This window comes from Piscinibacter sp. PDB1-1, from assembly GCF_056675995.1.
In genome coordinates this window covers 2,382,513-2,399,627 of record NZ_JBWVZJ010000001.1, presented here as the reverse complement: position 1 = coordinate 2,399,627, position 17,115 = coordinate 2,382,513, and the positions used below count along the sequence as shown (strand labels likewise).

Here is a 17,115-nt window from a genome sequence, read left to right as displayed (position 1 = left end):
GCTTGTGTCTTCGGCCGGGCCTGTCGGCCCTTAACTTCGCTGCGCGAAGTGAGCCTGCGACGCAAGCATTGAACGCTGCGCGTTCAATGCTTGTCACTGCGCGCGAGGGCGAGGAGGCGGTCGACCTCGTCCTTGTGCTCCACGCAGTTGCGTGCGTGCCAGCGGCCGATGACCCACATCGTGCCGGCCACCACGAGGCCGAACGCGGTGATGGCGGTGAACGCCGAGAGGCCGAACTTGGTCATGCCGGTATAGAACGCACCGAGCGCCAGGATGCAGGCCTGCTCGTTGAAGTTTTGCACCGCGATCGAGCGGCCCGCGCCCATCAGGTTGTGGCCGCGGTGCTGCAGCAGCGCGTTCATCGGCACCACCATGTAGCCCCCGATGGCGCCCAGCACCAGCAGGAAGGGCGCTGCCGTCCAGACGTTGCTGATGAAGTTCATCGCTATCACCAGCAGGCCCATCGCGATGCCCATCGAGATCACCTTGGGCGCCTGGTCCAGGCGCATGCGCATCGATGCCACCACCGCGCCCACGGCGGTGCCGATCGCCACCACGCCGACCAGCGCCGAGGCCTTGGTCGTGCCGTAGCCGAGCGCGGCAGCAGCCCAGGCCAGCACGATGTAGCGGAAGTTGCCCGACACGCCCCAGATCAGCGTCGTCGTGGCGAGCGAGATCTGGCCGAGCTTGTCGCCCCACAGGCGCGCGTTGCAGCTGGAAAAGTCGCGCACCAGGGTGACCACGCCGCCGCTCATGGGCTGCAGCGGCGCTTCGGTGCGGGGGATCCTCAGATTGAACAGCGCCGCCAGCGCGTACAGCGCGATCAGCGAGACGATGGCGGCTTCGGGCGCGGTGTCGATGCCGGTGTCGATCATCGGAAGGTCGATGCCCAGCATCAGGCGCGACACCGTCTGGCCGACGAGCTGCCCGCCGAGCAACACGCCGAGGATGATGGAGCCGATGGTCAGCCCCTCGATCCAGCCGTTGGCCTTGACGAGCTGCGAGTTGGGCAGCAGCTCGGTGAGGATGCCGTACTTGGCCGGCGAATACGCTGCCGCGCCCAGGCCCACCACCGCGTACGAGATCAGCGGGTGCAGGCCGAACAGCATCAGCAGGCAGCCAAACACCTTGATCAGGTTCGACACGAACATGACCTTGCCTTTGGGCACCGCGTCGGCAAAGGCCCCGACGAGTGGCGCCAGGATCACGTAGAAGAGCGCGAACATCGGCACCAGGGCGGCACGTTGCCACTCGGGTTGACCCGAGGTCTTGAGCAATTCGACAGCGGCGACGAACAGCGCGTTGTCAGCCAGCGAGCTGAAGAACTGCGCTGACATGATGGTGTAGAAACCTTTTTTCATTCGGCCGCTGTCTGGTCCCGTCGAGAGTGCGGCCGGTACGGTCTGGCCTGCGGCGGCGGTTATAGCACGCAACAAATATGACGCTTACATGAACGAGCCCGGAGAGGCCCCGCGCGGCCGAGCGGATGCGCCGGTCGTTGCGGGCCAAGGCAGGCAGTGCCCGCCCGAGCGCGAGGATCGCATCCGGCAGAATCGTCGCCATGCCCCGCCCCATCGAAGCGCTGGTCCACCCCGAGGCCCTGGCTCACAACCTGAAACGCGCGCGTGACGCAGCGCCCGACGCCAAGGCCTGGGCGGTCGTCAAGGCCAATGCCTACGGCCACGGCCTCGAACGCGCCTACCCCGGCCTGCAGGCCGCCGATGGGTTTGCCTTGCTCGACCTGGGCGAAGCCGAGCGCCTGCGCGCGCTGGGCTGGCGCGGGCCGATCCTGTTGCTCGAGGGGTGCTTCGAGGCGCGCGACCTGGAGTTGTGCTCGCGCCTGAGCCTGTGGCACGTGGTGCACTGCGAGGTGCAGATCGACTGGCTGGCCACGCACAAGACGACCTGGCCGCACAAGGTCTTCCTGAAAATGAATAGCGGCATGAACCGGCTGGGCTTCACGCCCTCGGCCTTCCGACATGCGTGGCAGCGGCTCTCGGGCCTGACGCAGGTCGACGAGATCGCGCTGATGACGCACCTGTCAGACGCCGACGGCGACCCGCGCACCTCGCGCGGCATCGCGCACCAGATCGACAGCTTTCTCGCCGCCACGCGCGACCTGCCCGGCGAGCGTTCGCTAAGCAACAGCGCCGCCACGCTGCGCTACGCGCCGGAGCAGGCCGAGATCCGCGGCGACTGGGTGCGCCCGGGGATCATGCTGTACGGCTCGTCGCCCGACTTCCCGCTCAACAGCAGCGCGCACTGGGGCTTGCAGCCGGCCATGACGCTGCGCTCGCGCCTGATCGCCACGCAAGACCTCGCGGCGGGCGGCACCGTTGGCTACGGCAGCAGCTTCACCGCCGACCGCTCCATGCGAATCGGCATCGCGGCCTGCGGCTATGCCGACGGCTACCCGCGTTCGGCCACCACCGGCACGCCGGTGTTGGTGGACGGCGTGCGCACGCAGATGGTGGGCCGCGTGTCGATGGACATGATCACCGTCGATCTCGGCCCGGTGCCGCATGCTCAGTTCGGCAGCGAAGTCACGCTCTGGGGCCACGGCCCGCGCGGCAGCGTGCTGCCGATCGACGAGGTGGCACATGCGGCCGGCACCGTCGGCTACGAGCTGATGTGCGCGCTGGCGCCGCGGGTGCCCACGCGCACGCAATGAGCGGCTGGCGGGTCGACCCCGACGACGTGGAGTTCACCGCCATCCGTGCCCAGGGCGCGGGCGGGCAGAACGTCAACAAGGTGTCGAGCGCGGTGCACCTGCGCTTTGACGTCCCGCGCTCGTCGCTGCCCGAGGCGATCAAGTCGCGGCTGCTGGCGCTGGGCGACCAGCGCATCACCGCCGATGGCGTGGTGGTGATCAAGGCACAGACCTCGCGCAGCCAGGAGGCGAACCGTGCGGATGCATTGCAGCGGCTACAGGCGCTGGTCGACAGCGTGGCCACGCCGCCCAAGCCGCGCAAGGCGACGCGCCCGACACTGGGCTCGAAGAAGCGGCGGCTCGAAGGCAAGACGCAGCGCAGCGAGGTCAAGGCCGGGCGCTCCAGGGTGCGCGACGAGTAGTGTCCAGTCCTCGCCGCGCGCCCTGGGCGCCCCGCCTTGATCGTTGCCGCGCCCGATCGGCGTTGCGTGTTGTTGTGCCGGGTGTCGTTGTCCCGGGTGTTGTCAGGCCGCCAGTTGCTCGCCCAGCAGGTTCAGGTTGTCGAGATCGACGGCGGTGAGCTTGCCCGCGTGCAGCACCACGGCGCGGTGGATGCCGCGCAGGCGCTGACGCAGCTCTTGCTCGATCGCATCGACCTCGGTGGCCTCCAGAGCGGCCTCGGCATCGTTGACCCACAGACCGCTTGCGTTCCAGCCCTTGCGCAAGCGCGCCAGCAGCTGCTGCGCCAGCACGAGTGCGTCCATCAAGGCCTGCGATTGCGCCGCCGAGGCAAGCGCGACGATGCTTGCGTGCGCGGCCTGCAGCGCGGCGTCGAGCAGGGCCAGGCGCAGGCGCAGCTGCTCCGCTGCGATCACGGCAGGTGACGGCGGCTCGTGGCGCACGGCATCGGCCAGCGCGCCCACGAAACGCAGGTCGAATTCGCCCGGCACCACGCGCAGCGCAACGCTGGCGCGCGAGAGGCTGGCGCCGTCGCCCCGTAGCACGCCGAGCAGCGCCTCGGTCACGGCGAGCTGGCGGCCCAGGGGCGAGATTGCGGCGCGCTCCAGGCAGTGCGGGTAGCCGGAGCCGTCGAGCCGTTCGTGGTGTTCGCCCACGGCGCGCGCAATGGGCGCGGGGTAGTCGGTGAGCTGGCTCAGCAGCAACTGGCCCACGTGCGGGTGCACGACGAGCTGGCGGTAGCTGGGCACGTCGAGGCAGCGCTCGGCGTCGGCCTCGCCGTGTTCGGGGGCGATGTAGATCTCGCCCAGGTCGTGCAGCAGGCCGCACAGCATCGCCACGCGCAGCTCCGGGCCGGCCGCGCCCTGGGCCGCGGCCAGCGCGCCGTTCAGCGCCATCGCCTGCACGGCGTGGTCGAAGGTCTCGGGCCGCGCCGCGCGCCCGGCGGTGAGCAGCAACTGCACCACCGGGTGCAGGGGGATCTGGTGCGCCTCGCCCATGAGCCGGGCGGCGTGCGGCCGCAGCAAGGGCGACAGCAGCGTCTTGCGTTCGAGCAAGGCCGCAAGCGCTTCGCCCAGCACCTGCACGCTCACGCCGTTCTCGGCGCGCAGGCATGTTTCGAGCGGCTGGCGAAGCTGGCGGTCGAGCAGCTTGCGCTGCAGCGCCTGCGAAACCGGCTGGTCACGCGCCCACAGCTTGGTGCCGGAGATGTCGAAGATGTCGCGAGACGCCAGGATGGCCTGCGTCTCGCTTGCCTGCAGGATGACGGCCAGCGCGTGCGGGTTGGCGGTGGAGAAGTTCTGGGGCAGAGCGAGCCGGTTCATGGGCGTGCATTCGACAGGCCGTGACGACCTGTTTTCGGCAGCCGCCCCGCCGACTCAAGGGCCGGGTTGTGACAACCCGTAGCTCAGCGCGTGCTCACACTCGCTTGAACAAGGCCAACACACCACCCGCCGCCACGAACAACCCGCCGAAGCTGCGGTTGAGCCAGCGCATCTGGCGCGGCGTCTTGAGCAGGCGCAGCACGCGCGCGGCCAGCGCGGCGTAGCCGGTCATCACCACCAACTCGGTGAACCCGAGGGTGGCGCCGATCACCACGTATTGCACGGCGAGCGCCTGGCTGGGGTCGAGGAACTGCGGCACCACGGCGAGCAGGAAGACCGTGCCCTTCGGGTTGACGGCGTTCACCATCCAGCCGCGCAGGAAGAGCGCGCCCCGGCTGGCGCGCCCGGCCTCGGCGCCGCTGCTCGCCGCCAGCGGCACGGCCGGTGCGCGCCATTGCTGCACGCCCAGGTAGACGAGGTAGGCCACGCCCAGCCACTTCACGATGGCAAAGCCGATCGCCGAGGCCGCGATCAGCGCGCCCAGGCCGAGCCCGACCACCAGCACCTGCGTCCAGATGCCCAGCACCATGCCAAGCGTCTGGAAGACGCCGCGCGCCGCGCCGTGGCTCAATCCCACGCTCATCGACGCCACGGCGGCCGCACCGGGCGAAAGGCTGATGGCCCAGGCGGCGGCGAAGAAGGCGAGCCAGGTGGTGAGTTCCATGGTGTCGATCCGATCAGGTGGACGGTGAGAGTTGCCCGGCGACGATCTCGCCGAGCCTGCGGATGTGCGCGTCGAGCTTGGGCGACCACGGGTCGCCGTAGTGCACGCGGATGAAGTGGTCGAAGCGGCCGCTGCAGCTGAACGTGGCCCCCGGCGCGCAGCCGATGTGCTCGCGGCGCGCCTGCTCGAAGACCTTGCGCGAATCGACCTGCGGCGGCAGCTCGATCCACAGCATGAAGCCACCTTGCGGGCGGCTCAGACGGCAGCCGGCCGGAAAGTAGCGCGTCACGGCGTCGGCCATCTGCTGCGCCTGCAGCTTGAGCGCGGCGCGCAGCTTGCGCATGTGGTGGTCGTAGCCGCCGTCGCGGATGAACTCGGCCAGCACCTCCTGCGGCAGCATGCCTCCGGTGATGGAGGTGTGGAACTTGTGCGATTGCGCGGTCTTGAAGTGCCTGCCCGGCGCCATCCAGCCCACCCGGTAACCCGGCGCGACGGTCTTGGTGAAGGCCGAGCACAGGATCACGTCGTCGCGCGCATCGAAGCTCTTGAGCACCGGCGGGCGCTCGTCGCCGAGGTAGGTCTCGCCGTAGATGTCGGTCTCGATCAGCGTGAAGCCGCGCGCCGCGCCCAATGCCACCAGGCGGCGCTTGCTGTCGAGCGGCATCAGGCTGCCGAGCGGGTTGTTGAAGTTGGGGATGACCACGCAGGCCTTCACCGCCCCCGGCGTCTGCGTGGCCAGGTCGAGCGCCTCCAGCGAGATGCCTTCACGCGGGTGAGTGGGGATCTCGATCGAGCGCATGCCCAGGCTGCGGATGATCTCCAGCAGCATCCAGTAGCAAGGCGATTCGACCGCGATGGTGTCGCCCGCCTGCGCGGCCGAGCGCAGCGCCAGCAACACCGCCTCGGTGCCGCCGTTGGTCAGGATGATCTCTTCGGGCCGCAGGCGCACACCGGCACTCACCGTGCGGCGGGCGATCTCTTGCCGCAGCGCCGCGCTGCCGGTGATCGAGTAGCGCGAGGCGTACTCCGGGTGCAGCCGGTTGAGGCGCGCCGTCAGGTGGCGCAGCTTGGCTTCGGGCAGCAGTTCGCGCGCCGGCATGGGGCAGAACGAGGGCGCGGCCAGCGGGTCGTCATTGCCGTAGAGAAATTCGCGGGTCAGGTCGTCGGCGGTGACGAAACCGGGCCGACCCATGCGCGTGTCGATCTCCGGTTCGGGCAGCGGCTGGTGCCGCTGGGCCACGAAGTAGCCCGACTTGGGCCGCGCCTCGACCAGCGCCTGGTTCTCCAGCCAGCGGTAGGCCAGCGTCACCGTGGAAGCACTCACTCCGTGCTGCTGGCAGAGCTGGCGTACCGAGGGCAGGCGATCGCCGGTGCGCAGGCTGCCGCCGTGGATGGCTTGCGCCAGTTCCCCGGCGACGCGGTGGTAGAGCGGGAAGCCGGCATCGGCAGGGGTGTCCATGGGCGGCATTGTGGGCGCGGGTGGCAGGGTGTGACAGGCACAGAGCTCGTCAGTTGTCACCAGTACAGATGGCGTGCGCGGCATCTGTGCTGGTGCAGTTCACCGCCGGCTGGATATGGCGGCGCCCGGGCGGGAGCGGAACACTGATCGCCCAGAAACGCACGCCTTCGGAGGCCACCATGGTTCGCTTTGCACCCCCCGTCACCCTCAAGCTCAGCCAGGGCGAAGTGCTCGCCTGGGACCAGGCCTCGGTGCGCGTGCGAGTGGTGTCGGGGCGGGTCTGGATGACGCGGAGCAACGACCTGGTCGACCACTTCCTGCACCACGGTCAGTGTTTCGAGTTGCGCCGCGGCCAGGGCACCCTGATCGAGGCCGAGCAGGATGTGTGGCTGCGATTCGAAGGCGGCGACCGCCTGCGGCATCGGCTGGGCCGCGCCGCACGGCGCCTGCTGCGCAGGCTCACCGGGCGAGCCACCCCGGCCGCTACAGTCGCAGGGTGAGCAAAACCAAATCCGTCTACACCTGCAGCGAGTGCGGCGGCACCAGCCCCAAGTGGCTGGGCAAGTGCCCGCACTGCAACGCCTGGAACACGCTGGTCGAAGGCGTGGCCGAAGCGCCTTCCAAGCACCGCTACCAGTCGCTGGCCGCCGCGCAGCCAGTGACGACACTGAGCGAGATCGAAGCCACCGAGGTCGATCGCCAGCCCACCGGCGTCGATGAACTCGACCGCGTGCTGGGCGGCGGCATCGTCGCCGGTGGCGTGGTGCTGATCGGCGGCGACCCGGGCATCGGCAAGTCGACGCTGCTGTTGCAGGCGCTGGATGCCTTGTCGAAGACCGTGCCCACGCTTTACGTGACCGGCGAAGAATCGGGCGCGCAGGTGGCGCTGCGCTCGCGGCGACTGGGGCTGGATGGCTCGCAGGTGCGCGTGATCGCCGAGATCCAGCTGGAGAAGATCAGCGCCACCATCGAGGCCGAGCAGCCGGCGGTGTGCGTGATCGACTCGATCCAGACCGTCTACAGCGAGCAGCTCACCTCGGCCCCCGGCTCGGTGGCCCAGGTGCGCGAGTGCGCCGCGCAGCTCACGCGCATCGCCAAGAGCAGCGGCACGGCGATCATCCTCGTCGGCCACGTGACGAAAGAAGGCGCGCTGGCCGGCCCGCGCGTGCTGGAGCACATCGTCGACACGGTGCTGTACTTCGAGGGCGACACGCACAGCAGCTTCCGCCTGGTGCGCGCGATCAAGAACCGCTTCGGCGCGGTCAACGAGATCGGCGTGTTCGCGATGACGGAGAAGGGCCTGAAGGGCGTGGCCAACCCGAGCGCGATCTTTCTCTCGACCCACGCCGAGCCGGTGCCAGGCTCCTGCGTGCTGGTCACGCTGGAGGGCACGCGGCCGATGCTGGTGGAGATCCAGGCGCTGGTCGACTCGGGCGGCCCGAGCCCGCGGCGCCTGAGCGTGGGCCTGGACCGCGACCGGCTCGCGATGATGCTGGCCGTGATGCACCGCCACGCAGGCATCGCCTGCCTGGACCAGGACGTGTTCGTCAACGCAGTCGGCGGCGTGCGCATCAGCGAGCCGGCGGCGGATCTCGCGGTGATGCTGGCCATCCAGAGCAGCCTGCGCGGCAAGCCCCTGCCGCGCGGCTTCATCGCGTTCGGCGAGGTGGGTCTCGCTGGCGAGGTGCGCCCCGCGCCGCGCGGGCAGGAGCGCTTGAAGGAGGCCGCCAAGCTCGGCTTCAGCGTAGCCATCGTGCCCAAGGCCAACTCACCCAAGAAGCCGATCGAGGGCCTGACCATCCACGCGGTGGAACGCATCGAGGAAGCGGTGGACCGGGTGCGCGAGCTGTAGCAAGCTCAGGCCCACCATGAAGTTCGCCGCCGTCAGCGACATCCACGGCAACCTGCCGGCGCTCGAAGCCGTGCTCGCCGATGCGCGGCAGGCGGGTGTCGATGCGATCGTGAACCTGGGCGACATCCTCTCCGGCCCGCTGTGGCCGGTCGAGACCGCCGAGCTGCTGATATCGCTCGACCTGCCCACCATCGCAGGCAACCATGAGCGGCAGGTGCTCACGGAGGCGACGGGCGACATGAGCGCCACCGATCGCCACACCGTCGCGCTGTTGAGCGACCGCCACCGCACATGGCTGAGCGCGCTGCCCGCCACGCTGCGCTGGCAGAGCGACGTGTTCCTCTGCCACGGTACGCCAACGAGCGACCTGCACTACCTGATGGAAACGGTGACGCCCGATTTCGCGCCGGGCCAGTCACCGGGCCTGCGCCCGGCCACGCGCGACGAACTGCAAACGCGCGTCGGCCCCGCCATGCAGGGCGTGCCCCATGCCTTGATCCTGTGCGGCCACAGCCACCTGCCGCGCTGCGCCCGGCTGGAAGGCGAGTTGAAGGTCGTGAATCCCGGCAGCGTGGGCCTGCCCGCCTACGACGACAACCATCCGGACCCGCATGTCGTTGAAACCGGCACGCCGCACGCCCGCTACGCCGTGTTGACGCGGCGAGCCGACGGCTGGGTCGTCAAGCTGCGGCGCGTCCGCTACGACCACGAGTCCGCCGCGCAACAGGCCGAGCGCCACGGGCGACCCGACTGGGCCGATGCGCTGCGCACCGGTCGCGTCGGACGCGTCATGGCCTGAAGACCGCCGGGCACAGATTGCGGGCATTGGTCCGCAGATCGCCCTGGCGCGGGTTCGCCCGAGTACCCCAGGAACTTGGTTGCTAGATAAGAGTCATTATCATTTGCAACTTGCCCACCGCGGATGACTTCATGCCCTCCCCCCGCCTCTCCGATCTGCCCAACGGCGCGCACGGCACCGTACTGGGCCTGAGCCCTGCTTCGCCCGACGCCGACGAACACATGTTGCGCCGTCTGGCCGAGCTGGGTTTCCTGCCCGGCGAGCCGGTTCAGGTCTTGCGCCGCGGCCCCGGCGGGCGCGAACCGCTGGCGGTACAGATCGGCGAGACGCTGTTCGCCCTGCGACTGGTCGAGGCCCAGTGCGTGGAAGTGGGCTCGGGGGTGCCGGCATGAGCACCGAAGCCCTGCGCATCGCCCTGGTCGGCAACCCGAACTGCGGCAAGACGGCCCTCTTCAACCTGATGACGGGCGCCCGCCAGAAGGTCGCCAACTACGCCGGCGTGACGGTCGAACGCAAGATCGGCACGAGCACGCTGCCGAACGGCCGCACGGTCACGGTGGTCGACCTGCCCGGCGCCTACAGCCTCACGCCAACGACGGCCGACGAACAGATCACCCACGACATCGTCACCGGCCAGCGCCAGGGCGAGCCCAAGCCGGACGCGATCGTGGCGGTGGTCGATGCGACCAACCTGCCGATGAACCTGCGCCTGGTGCTCGAACTCAAGCGCCTGGGCCGCCCGATGGTGGTGTCGATCAACATGATGGACGTGGCCCGCAAGCGCGGCCTGGCCATCGACGTGAGGCGCCTGTCGCAGGAGCTTGGCGTGCCGGTGGTCGAGACCGTCGCCGTGCAAAGCCACGGGCATGCTCCTCTGCTGGCCGAACTGGAGCGACAGGCCTCGTGGCCCGTGCCGACGGCCGCCGACCAGCCCGCCAACTACGCCGAACTGCAACCCGAGGTGCGCCGCCTGCTGTCGCTGGTCGCGCCGCAAGCGCGCAGCTTCAAGCGCTTCAATCACCGGCTCGACGGCATCGTGATGCACCCGGTGGCCGGCATCGCGCTGCTCGCCGTGCTGCTGTTCCTGATCTTCCAGGCGGTGTTCAGTTGGGCCGAGGCGCCCATGGGCTGGATCGAAGACGCCACCGGCTGGCTCGGCGGCCTGGCCACCGAGCACATGGCCGATGGCCCGCTGCGCAGTCTGATCGTCGACGGCATCATCGCCGGCGCGGGCGGCGTGCTGGTGTTCCTGCCGCAGATCCTGATCCTGTTTTTCTTCATCCTGGTGCTCGAAGACTCGGGCTACCTGCCGCGCGCCGCCTTCCTGCTCGACAACCTGATGGGCAAGGTCGGGCTGTCGGGCCGTGCCTTCATCCCGCTGCTGTCGAGCTTTGCCTGCGCGATCCCCGGCATCATGGCCGCGCGCACGATCCCGAACTGGCGCGACCGGCTGGCCACCATCATGGTCGCGCCGCTGATGACCTGCTCGGCACGCCTGCCGGTCTACGCGCTGCTGATCGCCGCCTTCATCCCTGCCAGCGAAGTCGGCCCGTTCAACCTACAGGGCCTCACGCTCTTCGGCCTGTACGTGGCCGGCGTGCTGTCGGCCGTCGTCGTGGCCTGGGCGCTGAAGTGGATGCGCAATACCAGCAACTACCAGCCGCTGATGCTGGAGCTGCCGCCGTACCGCCGCCCGAGCCTGCGCAATCTCGTGATCGGCCTGTGGGAACGCGCCACCATCTTCGTGCGCCGCGTGGGCACGATCATCTTTGCGCTGACCGTGGTGCTGTGGTTCCTGGCCAGCTACCCGGCCGCCCCCGAGGGCAGCACCCAGCCGGCCATCGAAACGAGCTATGCCGGCCAGCTCGGCAAGGCGCTGCACCATGTGTTCGAGCCGATCGGCTTCAACTGGCAGATCTCGATCGCGCTGGTGCCGGGGCTCGCCGCGCGTGAGGTCGCCGTCGGCGCCCTGGGGACGGTGTACGCGCTGTCGGGCGACGAAGACGAGGTGACGCAATCGCTGCACGAGCTGATCCAGAAGGACTGGTCGCTCGCCACCGCCTACTCGCTGCTCGCATGGTTCGTGTTCGCGCCACAGTGCATGGCCACGCTGGCGGTGGTCAAGCGCGAGACCAACTCGTGGCGCTACCCGATCATCATGGCCGCCTACCTGTTCGGGCTGGCCTACATTGCGTCGTTCATCACCTACCGCATCGCGCTGATGCTGACCTAGGAGACCGCGATGCAAGAACTCATCGTCACGTTGATCGTCACCGGCTGCACGCTCTACGCCGCCTGGTCGCTGATGCCGTCGGGCCTGCGCCGCACGCTGGCCACGCGGCTCCAGCATTGGCCCTTGCCGACATTCATCGACAAGCACGTGCGCCGCGCCGCGCAGGCGCCCACCGGTTGCGGCTGCAACGGCTGCGACACGCCGCAGGCCGGCAAGCCCGGAAAAGGCGCCCCCGCGGAGCAGCCCATTCGCATCCATCGCCGCGGCAAGCCCCAGCCATGAACCCGTACGTGGGCTGGGCCCTGGCCGGCTTGGCCGTGGCCGCGAGTTGGCACGCCTACGGCTGGCAGGGCGTGGTGATGGCGCTGAGCGTGGTCGTCTTCTGGCTGCTGCTGCAGTTCAGCCGCGCCATGCGGGCCATGAAGCAGGCCGGCACGTCGCCCAAGGGCCAGGTTGGCAGCGCAGTGATGTTCAACGCCAATCTCAAGACCGGCATGACCATGATGGACGTCATCACCCTGACCCGCAGCCTGGGCGAACGCGTGAGCGAACAGCCCGAAACCTGGGCCTGGGCCGACAACGGCGCCAACCGTGTCACGCTCGAGTTCTCGCGCGGCAAGCTGCGCCGCTGGGAACTGATCCGCCCTGACACCGAACCCGAAGCGCCCACGGCCTAAAATCGCGCTCTTGATCGAAAACAGGAGCCTGCCATGTCGATGGCCGACCGCGACGGAAAAATCTGGATGGATGGCGAGCTGGTGGAGTGGCGCGACGCCAAGATCCACGTGCTCTCGCACACGCTGCACTACGGCTGCGGTGCCTTCGAAGGCGTGCGCGCCTACAACACGGCCCAGGGCACGGCGATCTTCCGCCTGCGCGAACACACCGAGCGCCTGTTCAACAGCGCCAAGATCCTGCGCATGAAGATCCCGTTCAGCATCGAACAGGTGATCGAAGCGCAACGCCAGGTCGTGCGCGAGAACAAGCTCGAGAGCTGCTACCTGCGCCCGCTGACCTGGATTGGCTCCGAGAAGCTGGGTGTCTCGCCGAAGGGCAACAAGATCCACCTGATGGTCGCTGCCTGGTCCTGGGGCGCCTACCTGGGCGAAGAAGGCCTGAAGCGCGGCATCCGCGTCAAGACCAGCAGCTTCACGCGCCACCACGTCAACATCACGATGACGCAGGCCAAGTCGGTCAGCAACTACACCAACTCGATCCTGGCCAACATGGAAGCCACCGACGACGGCTACGACGAGGCACTGCTGCTCGACGCCTCGGGCTTCGTCTCCGAAGGCGCGGGCGAGAACCTCTTCGTCATCAAGAACGGGGTGGTCTACACGCCCGACCTGTCGGCCGGTGCGCTCAACGGCATCACCCGCAACACGGTGTTCGCGATCTGCAAGGACCTCGGCCTGGAACTGAAGGAAAAGCGCATCACGCGCGACGAGGTCTACATCTGCGACGAGGCCTTCTTCACCGGCACCGCCGCCGAAGTGACGCCGATCCGCGAACTCGACCGCATCGAGATCGGCCAGGGTTCGCGTGGGCCCATCACGGAGAAGATCCAGAGCGCGTTCTTCGACATCGTGAACGGCCGCAACCCGAAGTACGCCGAGTGGCTGACCGCCGTCTGAAGCAGGAGGCCGTCATGAGCGAACCCAAAGCCGTCGTCGAACTTCTCGCGGCCGACCTGCAAGGCCCCGGGGTCATCCCCTGCCCCAACCCGAAGATGACCCTGTGGAGCGCCCACCCCAAGGTCTACATCGACGTAGCCGGCCACGGCGGCGGCAAGTGTCCGTACTGCGGCACCGAGTACCGCCTCAAAGCCGGCGAGAAGGTCCACGGCGGGCATTGAGGTGAAGACCCTCGTCATCGCGCCGCAGTGGATCGGCGACGCGGTGATGTCCGAGCCGCTCATGCGTGCTCTCGCGCAGCGCGGTGAGGCGCTCACGGTGGCCGCGCTGCCCTGGGTCGCGCCGGTCTACCGCGCGATGCCCCAAGTGGGTGAGGTGATCGAGCTGCCCTTTGCGCACGGTCGGCTCGACTGGAAGGCGCGCCGGCAACTCGCCACCGGCCTGAAGGGCCGCTTCGACACCGCCTACGTGCTGCCGAACTCGCTGAAGTCGGCGCTCATCCCCTTCTTCGCGCGCATCCCGAAGCGCGTGGGGTATCACGGCGAAGGCCGCTACCTGCTGCTCAACCGGCGCCTGCCGAGCCCGGCCGGGCGCCCACCGATGGTGGCCTTCTACCGCGCGCTCGCCGGCGCGGGCGGTGAAGGCGAACAGCCCCGGCTGAGCTTCGACACCGCCACCCTGCAACGCGCGACCAGCGCCGTCGGCCTCGGCCCGCAGGGCTACTGGGCCTTTGCGCCGGGTGCCGAGTACGGCCCGGCCAAATGCTGGCCGGCCAGCCACTACGCCGAGCTCGCCCGCGACCTGCACGCGCGCACGCAGTTGTCCGTCATCCTGCTCGGCTCGGGCAAGGAAGCGGCACTGTGTGAAGAGATCTCCGCCGCTGCCCCCGGCGCCTGCCGCGTGCTCGCCGGCAAAACCTCGTTGATCGACGCCATGGCTCTGATCGCTGCCGCACGCGGCGTGGTCAGCAACGACTCGGGCCTGATGCACGTGGCCGCGGCCTTCGGCATCCCGCAGGTGGCGGTGTTCGGCTCCACCAGCCCCGAGCACACGCCGCCGCTCAACGAGCGCGCCCGCGTGATCTGGCTGAAGGAAGAACTGCAGCTCGACTGCGCCCCCTGCTTCGACCGCGTCTGCCGCTTCGGCCACACGCGCTGCCTGACCGGCGTGACGCCGCAGCGCGTGCAGGCGGCGCTGGATGAGGCGCTGGCCCCGGGACGCTGAGAACGGCGTGCGGTCCTAGGGGTGGCGGGGTGTCGCCCACCCTTCTAGAGTGCGTGCTCGCCTTCACAACCCACGGGAGACATCCATGAGCACAGCCCCTCGCCGTCCTCTGCGCCTTGCCATGGTCTGCGCCCTGGCGCTGCTCGCCGCGACGCCGGCGATCAGCGCCGGCCCCTGCGGCAAGAAGCCCTGCATCACCACCCTGAGCGTCGTGAGCGCTGCGGGCGATGAATGGCGCAAGGCCGTCGACGCGGTGGAGTTCAGCGGCGACGGCCTGACCCGGCAGTCGCAGGACGCCATCAGCACCCTCGCCCGCAGCTGGGCCAGCGGAACCAAAGCGCCCTTGCAGCTGCGCGTGGCGGCCGATGCCAACCTGCAGGGCAGCGCCGCCACCCGCCAGGCGAGTGCCCGCGCGCAGGCGCTCAAGCAGGCGCTGGTCGACGCCGGCGTGCCGGCCGCGAAGGTGGACGTCAGCTTCTGACCTGGCCGACGATGCGGCGCCAGAGCGCGCCGGTCGCCGTGCTCGGCTGCAGGCCGCGCGACGCGAGTTCGCGCACCAGCGCCTCGTACACGCGTACCGCCTCGGCACGCTGCCCGGCGCCGGCGTAGACCTCCATCAAGCGCTGCACCAGGTTCTCGGCCAGGGGTTCGAGCCCGAGCGAGCGTTCGAGCAGTTCACGCTCGGCACGCTGCTCGCCGAAGCCCGCCAGCAAGACCGCGGCCGCCTGCGCCGCCCGCACGAGCTCGCGCTGGCAGCGCTGGCGCTCGGCGTCGAGCCAGGGGGCCGCAGGCGCGCCGGGCAACAGCTCGCCCCGGCTCGCGTCGATCACGCGTGCGATCAGTGAACTCACCGCCTGCGGCGCGCTGCGCCCATCGACCGACGCGTCGCGTGCGTGCATCGCCGATGCCTCCAGCCGCTCGACCAGGGCGCGGCGCTGCGCCAGGTCGGAGCTGACGCGCGCCGCATCGAGCGCGACGCGCCCATCGCCCACCCGCACGAGCGACTCGTCGCCCAGCAGGCGGCGCAGGCGCTGCACGGCCATCTCGAGGTTCTTGCGCGCTGCCGCGTCGTCGTCGGCCTGCGGCCACAAGGCCTCCTGCGCGGCCAGCATGCCCAGCGCCTGCGAACGCTCGCAGGCGAGCAGCCGCAAGAGCTCCAGCGGCTTCTGCGGCGTCTTGCCCTGCAAAGCCAGCGGCACACCGCCCAGCGCGATCGAAAAGCCGCCGAGCATGTGCAACCACAGCGGCCACGGCCACCGCGCATCGGCCTCGGTCGGCGCGGGCAGGCCACGATCGCGGATGACCTCGCGCACGAATACCGGCTCGACCTGCCAGCGCAGCGCCAGTGCGCAGAGTTGCGCGGCGCGTGCCGGCAGGAGCCGCAGGAACATCGTGTAGCGCACGGCCCGCGCGCGCGCCAGCGCCTCGGCCAACGCGGCCCGGCTCGCGGTTTCGTCGCGGCCCTTCAGCTGCCAAGCCTGCAGCAGCAGATGCAGGCAGGTGTAGACCTCGGCATCGCGGCCGGCGTGCTGGGCGGCCAGCTGCTGCAGCAGCGTGCAGGCTTCCTCGTCCTGCCCGAGCGCCGCCAGGATCTGAGCCTGGTCGGTGAGAAAGGACGCCTGCTCCGGCGCCGACAGGCCGCTCGCATCCGCCAACTGCAGCGCCTCGCGCAATGTGGCCAGCGCCTGCACCGGCTGGCCGCGCATCAGCTGCACGCGGGCCCGCATCTGCTGCCATTCGACCAGCTGCCTCGTGCGCCCCGCCCCCCATTGCGGGCGGATCGCCTCCACCGAGGCGTGGGCCTCGTCGAGCCTGCCGCGATCGACTAGCAGGCGCACCATGGCCAGCGTGGCGAGCAGCTGCACGCCGGGCAGGGCCTGTGCCTCGGCCAGCGCGAGGGCCTGGCGCCACAGGGGCTCGGCACGGGCGTGGCCGCCGATCTGGTAGTGCGCAAAGCCGAGGATGTAGAACCAGTGGGCGCGCAGGTGCGCGGCCGCGGCGTTGAACAGCTCAGGCGCTTCGACCAGCGCGGCGAGGAAGTCGAACTGCTCGTACTGCTGCTGAACGAAGTGGTAGTTCACCAGCACCTGCGCGGCGATCAGCCGCTCATCCGCAGAGAGCTGGGTGCGCAGCGGCCGCAGTTGCGCATGCAGCCAGGCCGCCGCGAGATCCGCGTCGGCCAGCACGTGGCTCCCGAGCACCACGCGCGCCAGCGCGCCGAGCCGCAACCACAGGCCCGGCGTGTCGTCGCCTGGCGGCGCAGGCCACCCGGCGCAGCGGGCGCGCTCCAGCCAGTCGCTCACCTGGTCCATGGCGCCGACGTCGAGCAGGCACACCACGAGCGCCGCATGGGCGCAGACCGCACGGCCGCTCGCGTCGCCCGCCGCGTCGTGGCCGAGGTAGGCCTGTTCGAGGCAGGGCAGCGCCTCGGCGCTGCCGCGCAACAGGGCCGCCAGGGCGCGCCAGTAAGCGATGTCGGGCCACCGCACGAGGTGTTCGAAGGGCAGGTCGTGCGACAGGGCCTCGATCGGCTCGACCTCTCCGGCGCGCCACCAGCCCGGCCCCTGCACGCGCAGCGTGTCGCGGGCGTGGCGCAGCTCTTCGTCGGTGGGTGGGGTGGGTGTCATGGACCGGCGACCGCGGTGAGCCCGTGGCAGGTTCGCAGGCAGTTTAGGTCGGGCAGACGTACTCAGCGGGCCAGCCCCCACACGGCGCGCGTGGAAGGCACGCAGCAGTCGCGCGCGGATGGCAAGCCCTGG

Annotated in this window: 18 protein-coding genes; 13 read left to right on the top strand and 5 right to left on the bottom strand. The window is 69.8% G+C overall.

Translation table 11 applies throughout. From position 1 onward, the window contains the following. Window positions 1-83: 83 nt before the first annotated feature. Window positions 84-1,361, bottom strand: coding sequence for a lysophospholipid transporter LplT (gene lplT, locus AC1KAR_RS11130; RefSeq protein ID WP_480317437.1), 1,278 nt, complete (start codon window positions 1,359-1,361; stop codon window positions 84-86). 200 nt (window positions 1,362-1,561) lie between these two features. On the opposite strand from lplT, the gene alr reads away from it, so the two are divergent. Continuing rightward, on the top strand, window positions 1,562-2,671 hold the full coding sequence (gene alr, locus AC1KAR_RS11125) for an alanine racemase (RefSeq protein WP_480317435.1): 1,110 nt from the start codon (window positions 1,562-1,564) through the stop codon (window positions 2,669-2,671). Beyond that, window positions 2,668-3,072 carry an alternative ribosome rescue aminoacyl-tRNA hydrolase ArfB gene (gene arfB / locus AC1KAR_RS11120; protein WP_480317433.1) on the top strand — a complete coding sequence of 135 codons (405 nt, stop codon included), beginning with the start codon at window positions 2,668-2,670 and terminating at the stop codon, window positions 3,070-3,072. The genes alr and arfB overlap by 4 nt, the downstream gene beginning before the upstream one ends. A gap of 102 nt (window positions 3,073-3,174) precedes the next feature. On the opposite strand, the gene AC1KAR_RS11115 is transcribed toward arfB, so the two are convergent. The 3 genes from AC1KAR_RS11115 to AC1KAR_RS11105 form a co-directional block, all read right to left on the bottom strand. After that, on the bottom strand, window positions 3,175-4,431 hold the full coding sequence (locus AC1KAR_RS11115) for an HD-GYP domain-containing protein (protein WP_480317431.1): 1,257 nt from the start codon (window positions 4,429-4,431) through the stop codon (window positions 3,175-3,177). A 94-nt stretch (window positions 4,432-4,525) separates the two neighbouring features. Then, entirely contained in the window at window positions 4,526-5,155 is a 630-nt protein-coding gene (locus AC1KAR_RS11110; protein WP_480317429.1) for a LysE family transporter, read from the bottom strand. Window positions 5,156-5,168: 13 nt separating this feature from the next. Then, complete coding sequence (locus tag AC1KAR_RS11105) at window positions 5,169-6,614, bottom strand: aminotransferase-like domain-containing protein (RefSeq protein ID WP_480317427.1); 1,446 nt, start codon at window positions 6,612-6,614, stop codon at window positions 5,169-5,171. A gap of 179 nt (window positions 6,615-6,793) precedes the next feature. Between AC1KAR_RS11105 and AC1KAR_RS11100 the strand changes: the two genes are divergently transcribed. The 11 genes from AC1KAR_RS11100 to AC1KAR_RS11050 all read left to right on the top strand — a co-directional run bounded on the left by AC1KAR_RS11100 (window position 6,794) and on the right by AC1KAR_RS11050 (window position 14,837). Beyond that, window positions 6,794-7,114: a DUF2917 domain-containing protein gene (locus tag AC1KAR_RS11100; RefSeq protein WP_480317425.1), complete on the top strand. Its 321-nt coding sequence runs from the start codon at window positions 6,794-6,796 to the stop codon at window positions 7,112-7,114. Continuing rightward, complete coding sequence (radA, locus tag AC1KAR_RS11095; RefSeq protein ID WP_480317423.1) at window positions 7,111-8,466, top strand: DNA repair protein RadA; 1,356 nt, start codon at window positions 7,111-7,113, stop codon at window positions 8,464-8,466. The genes AC1KAR_RS11100 and radA overlap by 4 nt, the downstream gene beginning before the upstream one ends. 16 nt (window positions 8,467-8,482) lie before the next feature. After that, a complete protein-coding gene (locus AC1KAR_RS11090; protein WP_480317421.1) occupies window positions 8,483-9,265 on the top strand; it encodes a metallophosphoesterase family protein in 783 nt (260 codons plus the stop codon). A gap of 131 nt (window positions 9,266-9,396) precedes the next feature. Next, entirely contained in the window at window positions 9,397-9,657 is a 261-nt protein-coding gene (locus AC1KAR_RS11085) for a FeoA family protein (protein ID WP_480317419.1), read from the top strand. After that, window positions 9,654-11,498, top strand: coding sequence for a ferrous iron transporter B (feoB, locus tag AC1KAR_RS11080; protein WP_480317417.1), 1,845 nt, complete (start codon window positions 9,654-9,656; stop codon window positions 11,496-11,498). Before AC1KAR_RS11085 ends, feoB begins: the two co-directional genes overlap by 4 nt. A 9-nt stretch (window positions 11,499-11,507) precedes the next feature. Further along, window positions 11,508-11,780: a hypothetical protein gene (locus AC1KAR_RS11075; RefSeq protein WP_480317415.1), complete on the top strand. Its 273-nt coding sequence runs from the start codon at window positions 11,508-11,510 to the stop codon at window positions 11,778-11,780. After that, window positions 11,777-12,175 carry a hypothetical protein gene (locus AC1KAR_RS11070; RefSeq protein WP_480317413.1) on the top strand — a complete coding sequence of 133 codons (399 nt, stop codon included), beginning with the start codon at window positions 11,777-11,779 and terminating at the stop codon, window positions 12,173-12,175. The genes AC1KAR_RS11075 and AC1KAR_RS11070 overlap by 4 nt, the downstream gene beginning before the upstream one ends. Before the next feature lie 33 nt (window positions 12,176-12,208). Next, window positions 12,209-13,132: a branched-chain amino acid transaminase gene (locus AC1KAR_RS11065; protein WP_480317411.1), complete on the top strand. Its 924-nt coding sequence runs from the start codon at window positions 12,209-12,211 to the stop codon at window positions 13,130-13,132. A gap of 14 nt (window positions 13,133-13,146) precedes the next feature. Beyond that, window positions 13,147-13,353, top strand: coding sequence for a zinc-finger domain-containing protein (locus AC1KAR_RS11060; protein WP_480317410.1), 207 nt, complete (start codon window positions 13,147-13,149; stop codon window positions 13,351-13,353). Window position 13,354: 1 nt separating this feature from the next. Continuing rightward, window positions 13,355-14,356: a lipopolysaccharide heptosyltransferase II gene (waaF, locus tag AC1KAR_RS11055; protein ID WP_480317409.1), complete on the top strand. Its 1,002-nt coding sequence runs from the start codon at window positions 13,355-13,357 to the stop codon at window positions 14,354-14,356. 85 nt (window positions 14,357-14,441) lie between these two features. Further along, window positions 14,442-14,837 (top strand): hypothetical protein, encoded by a 396-nt coding sequence (locus tag AC1KAR_RS11050; protein WP_480317407.1) that lies wholly within the window; start codon window positions 14,442-14,444, stop codon window positions 14,835-14,837. On the opposite strand, the gene AC1KAR_RS11045 is transcribed toward AC1KAR_RS11050, so the two are convergent. Next, window positions 14,827-16,983, bottom strand: coding sequence for an AfsR/SARP family transcriptional regulator (locus AC1KAR_RS11045; RefSeq protein ID WP_480317405.1), 2,157 nt, complete (start codon window positions 16,981-16,983; stop codon window positions 14,827-14,829). The two genes, AC1KAR_RS11050 and AC1KAR_RS11045, sit on opposite strands and share 11 nt — an antisense overlap. Between the last annotated feature and the right edge of the window lie 132 nt (window positions 16,984-17,115).

Bases quoted from the DNA above. Each gene is read 5' to 3' on its own strand.
- lplT (WP_480317437.1), bottom strand. From the start codon at position 1,361: ATGAAAAAAGGTTTCTACACCATCATGTCAGCGCAGTTCTTCAGCTCG.
- alr (WP_480317435.1), top strand. From the start codon at position 1,562: ATGCCCCGCCCCATCGAAGCGCTGGTCCACCCCGAGGCCCTGGCTCAC.
- arfB (WP_480317433.1), top strand. From the start codon at position 2,668: ATGAGCGGCTGGCGGGTCGACCCCGACGACGTGGAGTTCACCGCCATC.
- AC1KAR_RS11115 (WP_480317431.1), bottom strand. From the start codon at position 4,431: ATGAACCGGCTCGCTCTGCCCCAGAACTTCTCCACCGCCAACCCGCAC.
- AC1KAR_RS11110 (WP_480317429.1), bottom strand. From the start codon at position 5,155: ATGGAACTCACCACCTGGCTCGCCTTCTTCGCCGCCGCCTGGGCCATC.
- AC1KAR_RS11105 (WP_480317427.1), bottom strand. From the start codon at position 6,614: ATGGACACCCCTGCCGATGCCGGCTTCCCGCTCTACCACCGCGTCGCC.
- AC1KAR_RS11100 (WP_480317425.1), top strand. From the start codon at position 6,794: ATGGTTCGCTTTGCACCCCCCGTCACCCTCAAGCTCAGCCAGGGCGAA.
- AC1KAR_RS11090 (WP_480317421.1), top strand. From the start codon at position 8,483: ATGAAGTTCGCCGCCGTCAGCGACATCCACGGCAACCTGCCGGCGCTC.
- AC1KAR_RS11085 (WP_480317419.1), top strand. From the start codon at position 9,397: ATGCCCTCCCCCCGCCTCTCCGATCTGCCCAACGGCGCGCACGGCACC.
- feoB (WP_480317417.1), top strand. From the start codon at position 9,654: ATGAGCACCGAAGCCCTGCGCATCGCCCTGGTCGGCAACCCGAACTGC.
- AC1KAR_RS11075 (WP_480317415.1), top strand. From the start codon at position 11,508: ATGCAAGAACTCATCGTCACGTTGATCGTCACCGGCTGCACGCTCTAC.
- AC1KAR_RS11070 (WP_480317413.1), top strand. From the start codon at position 11,777: ATGAACCCGTACGTGGGCTGGGCCCTGGCCGGCTTGGCCGTGGCCGCG.
- AC1KAR_RS11065 (WP_480317411.1), top strand. From the start codon at position 12,209: ATGTCGATGGCCGACCGCGACGGAAAAATCTGGATGGATGGCGAGCTG.
- AC1KAR_RS11060 (WP_480317410.1), top strand. From the start codon at position 13,147: ATGAGCGAACCCAAAGCCGTCGTCGAACTTCTCGCGGCCGACCTGCAA.
- AC1KAR_RS11050 (WP_480317407.1), top strand. From the start codon at position 14,442: ATGAGCACAGCCCCTCGCCGTCCTCTGCGCCTTGCCATGGTCTGCGCC.
- AC1KAR_RS11045 (WP_480317405.1), bottom strand. From the start codon at position 16,983: ATGACACCCACCCCACCCACCGACGAAGAGCTGCGCCACGCCCGCGAC.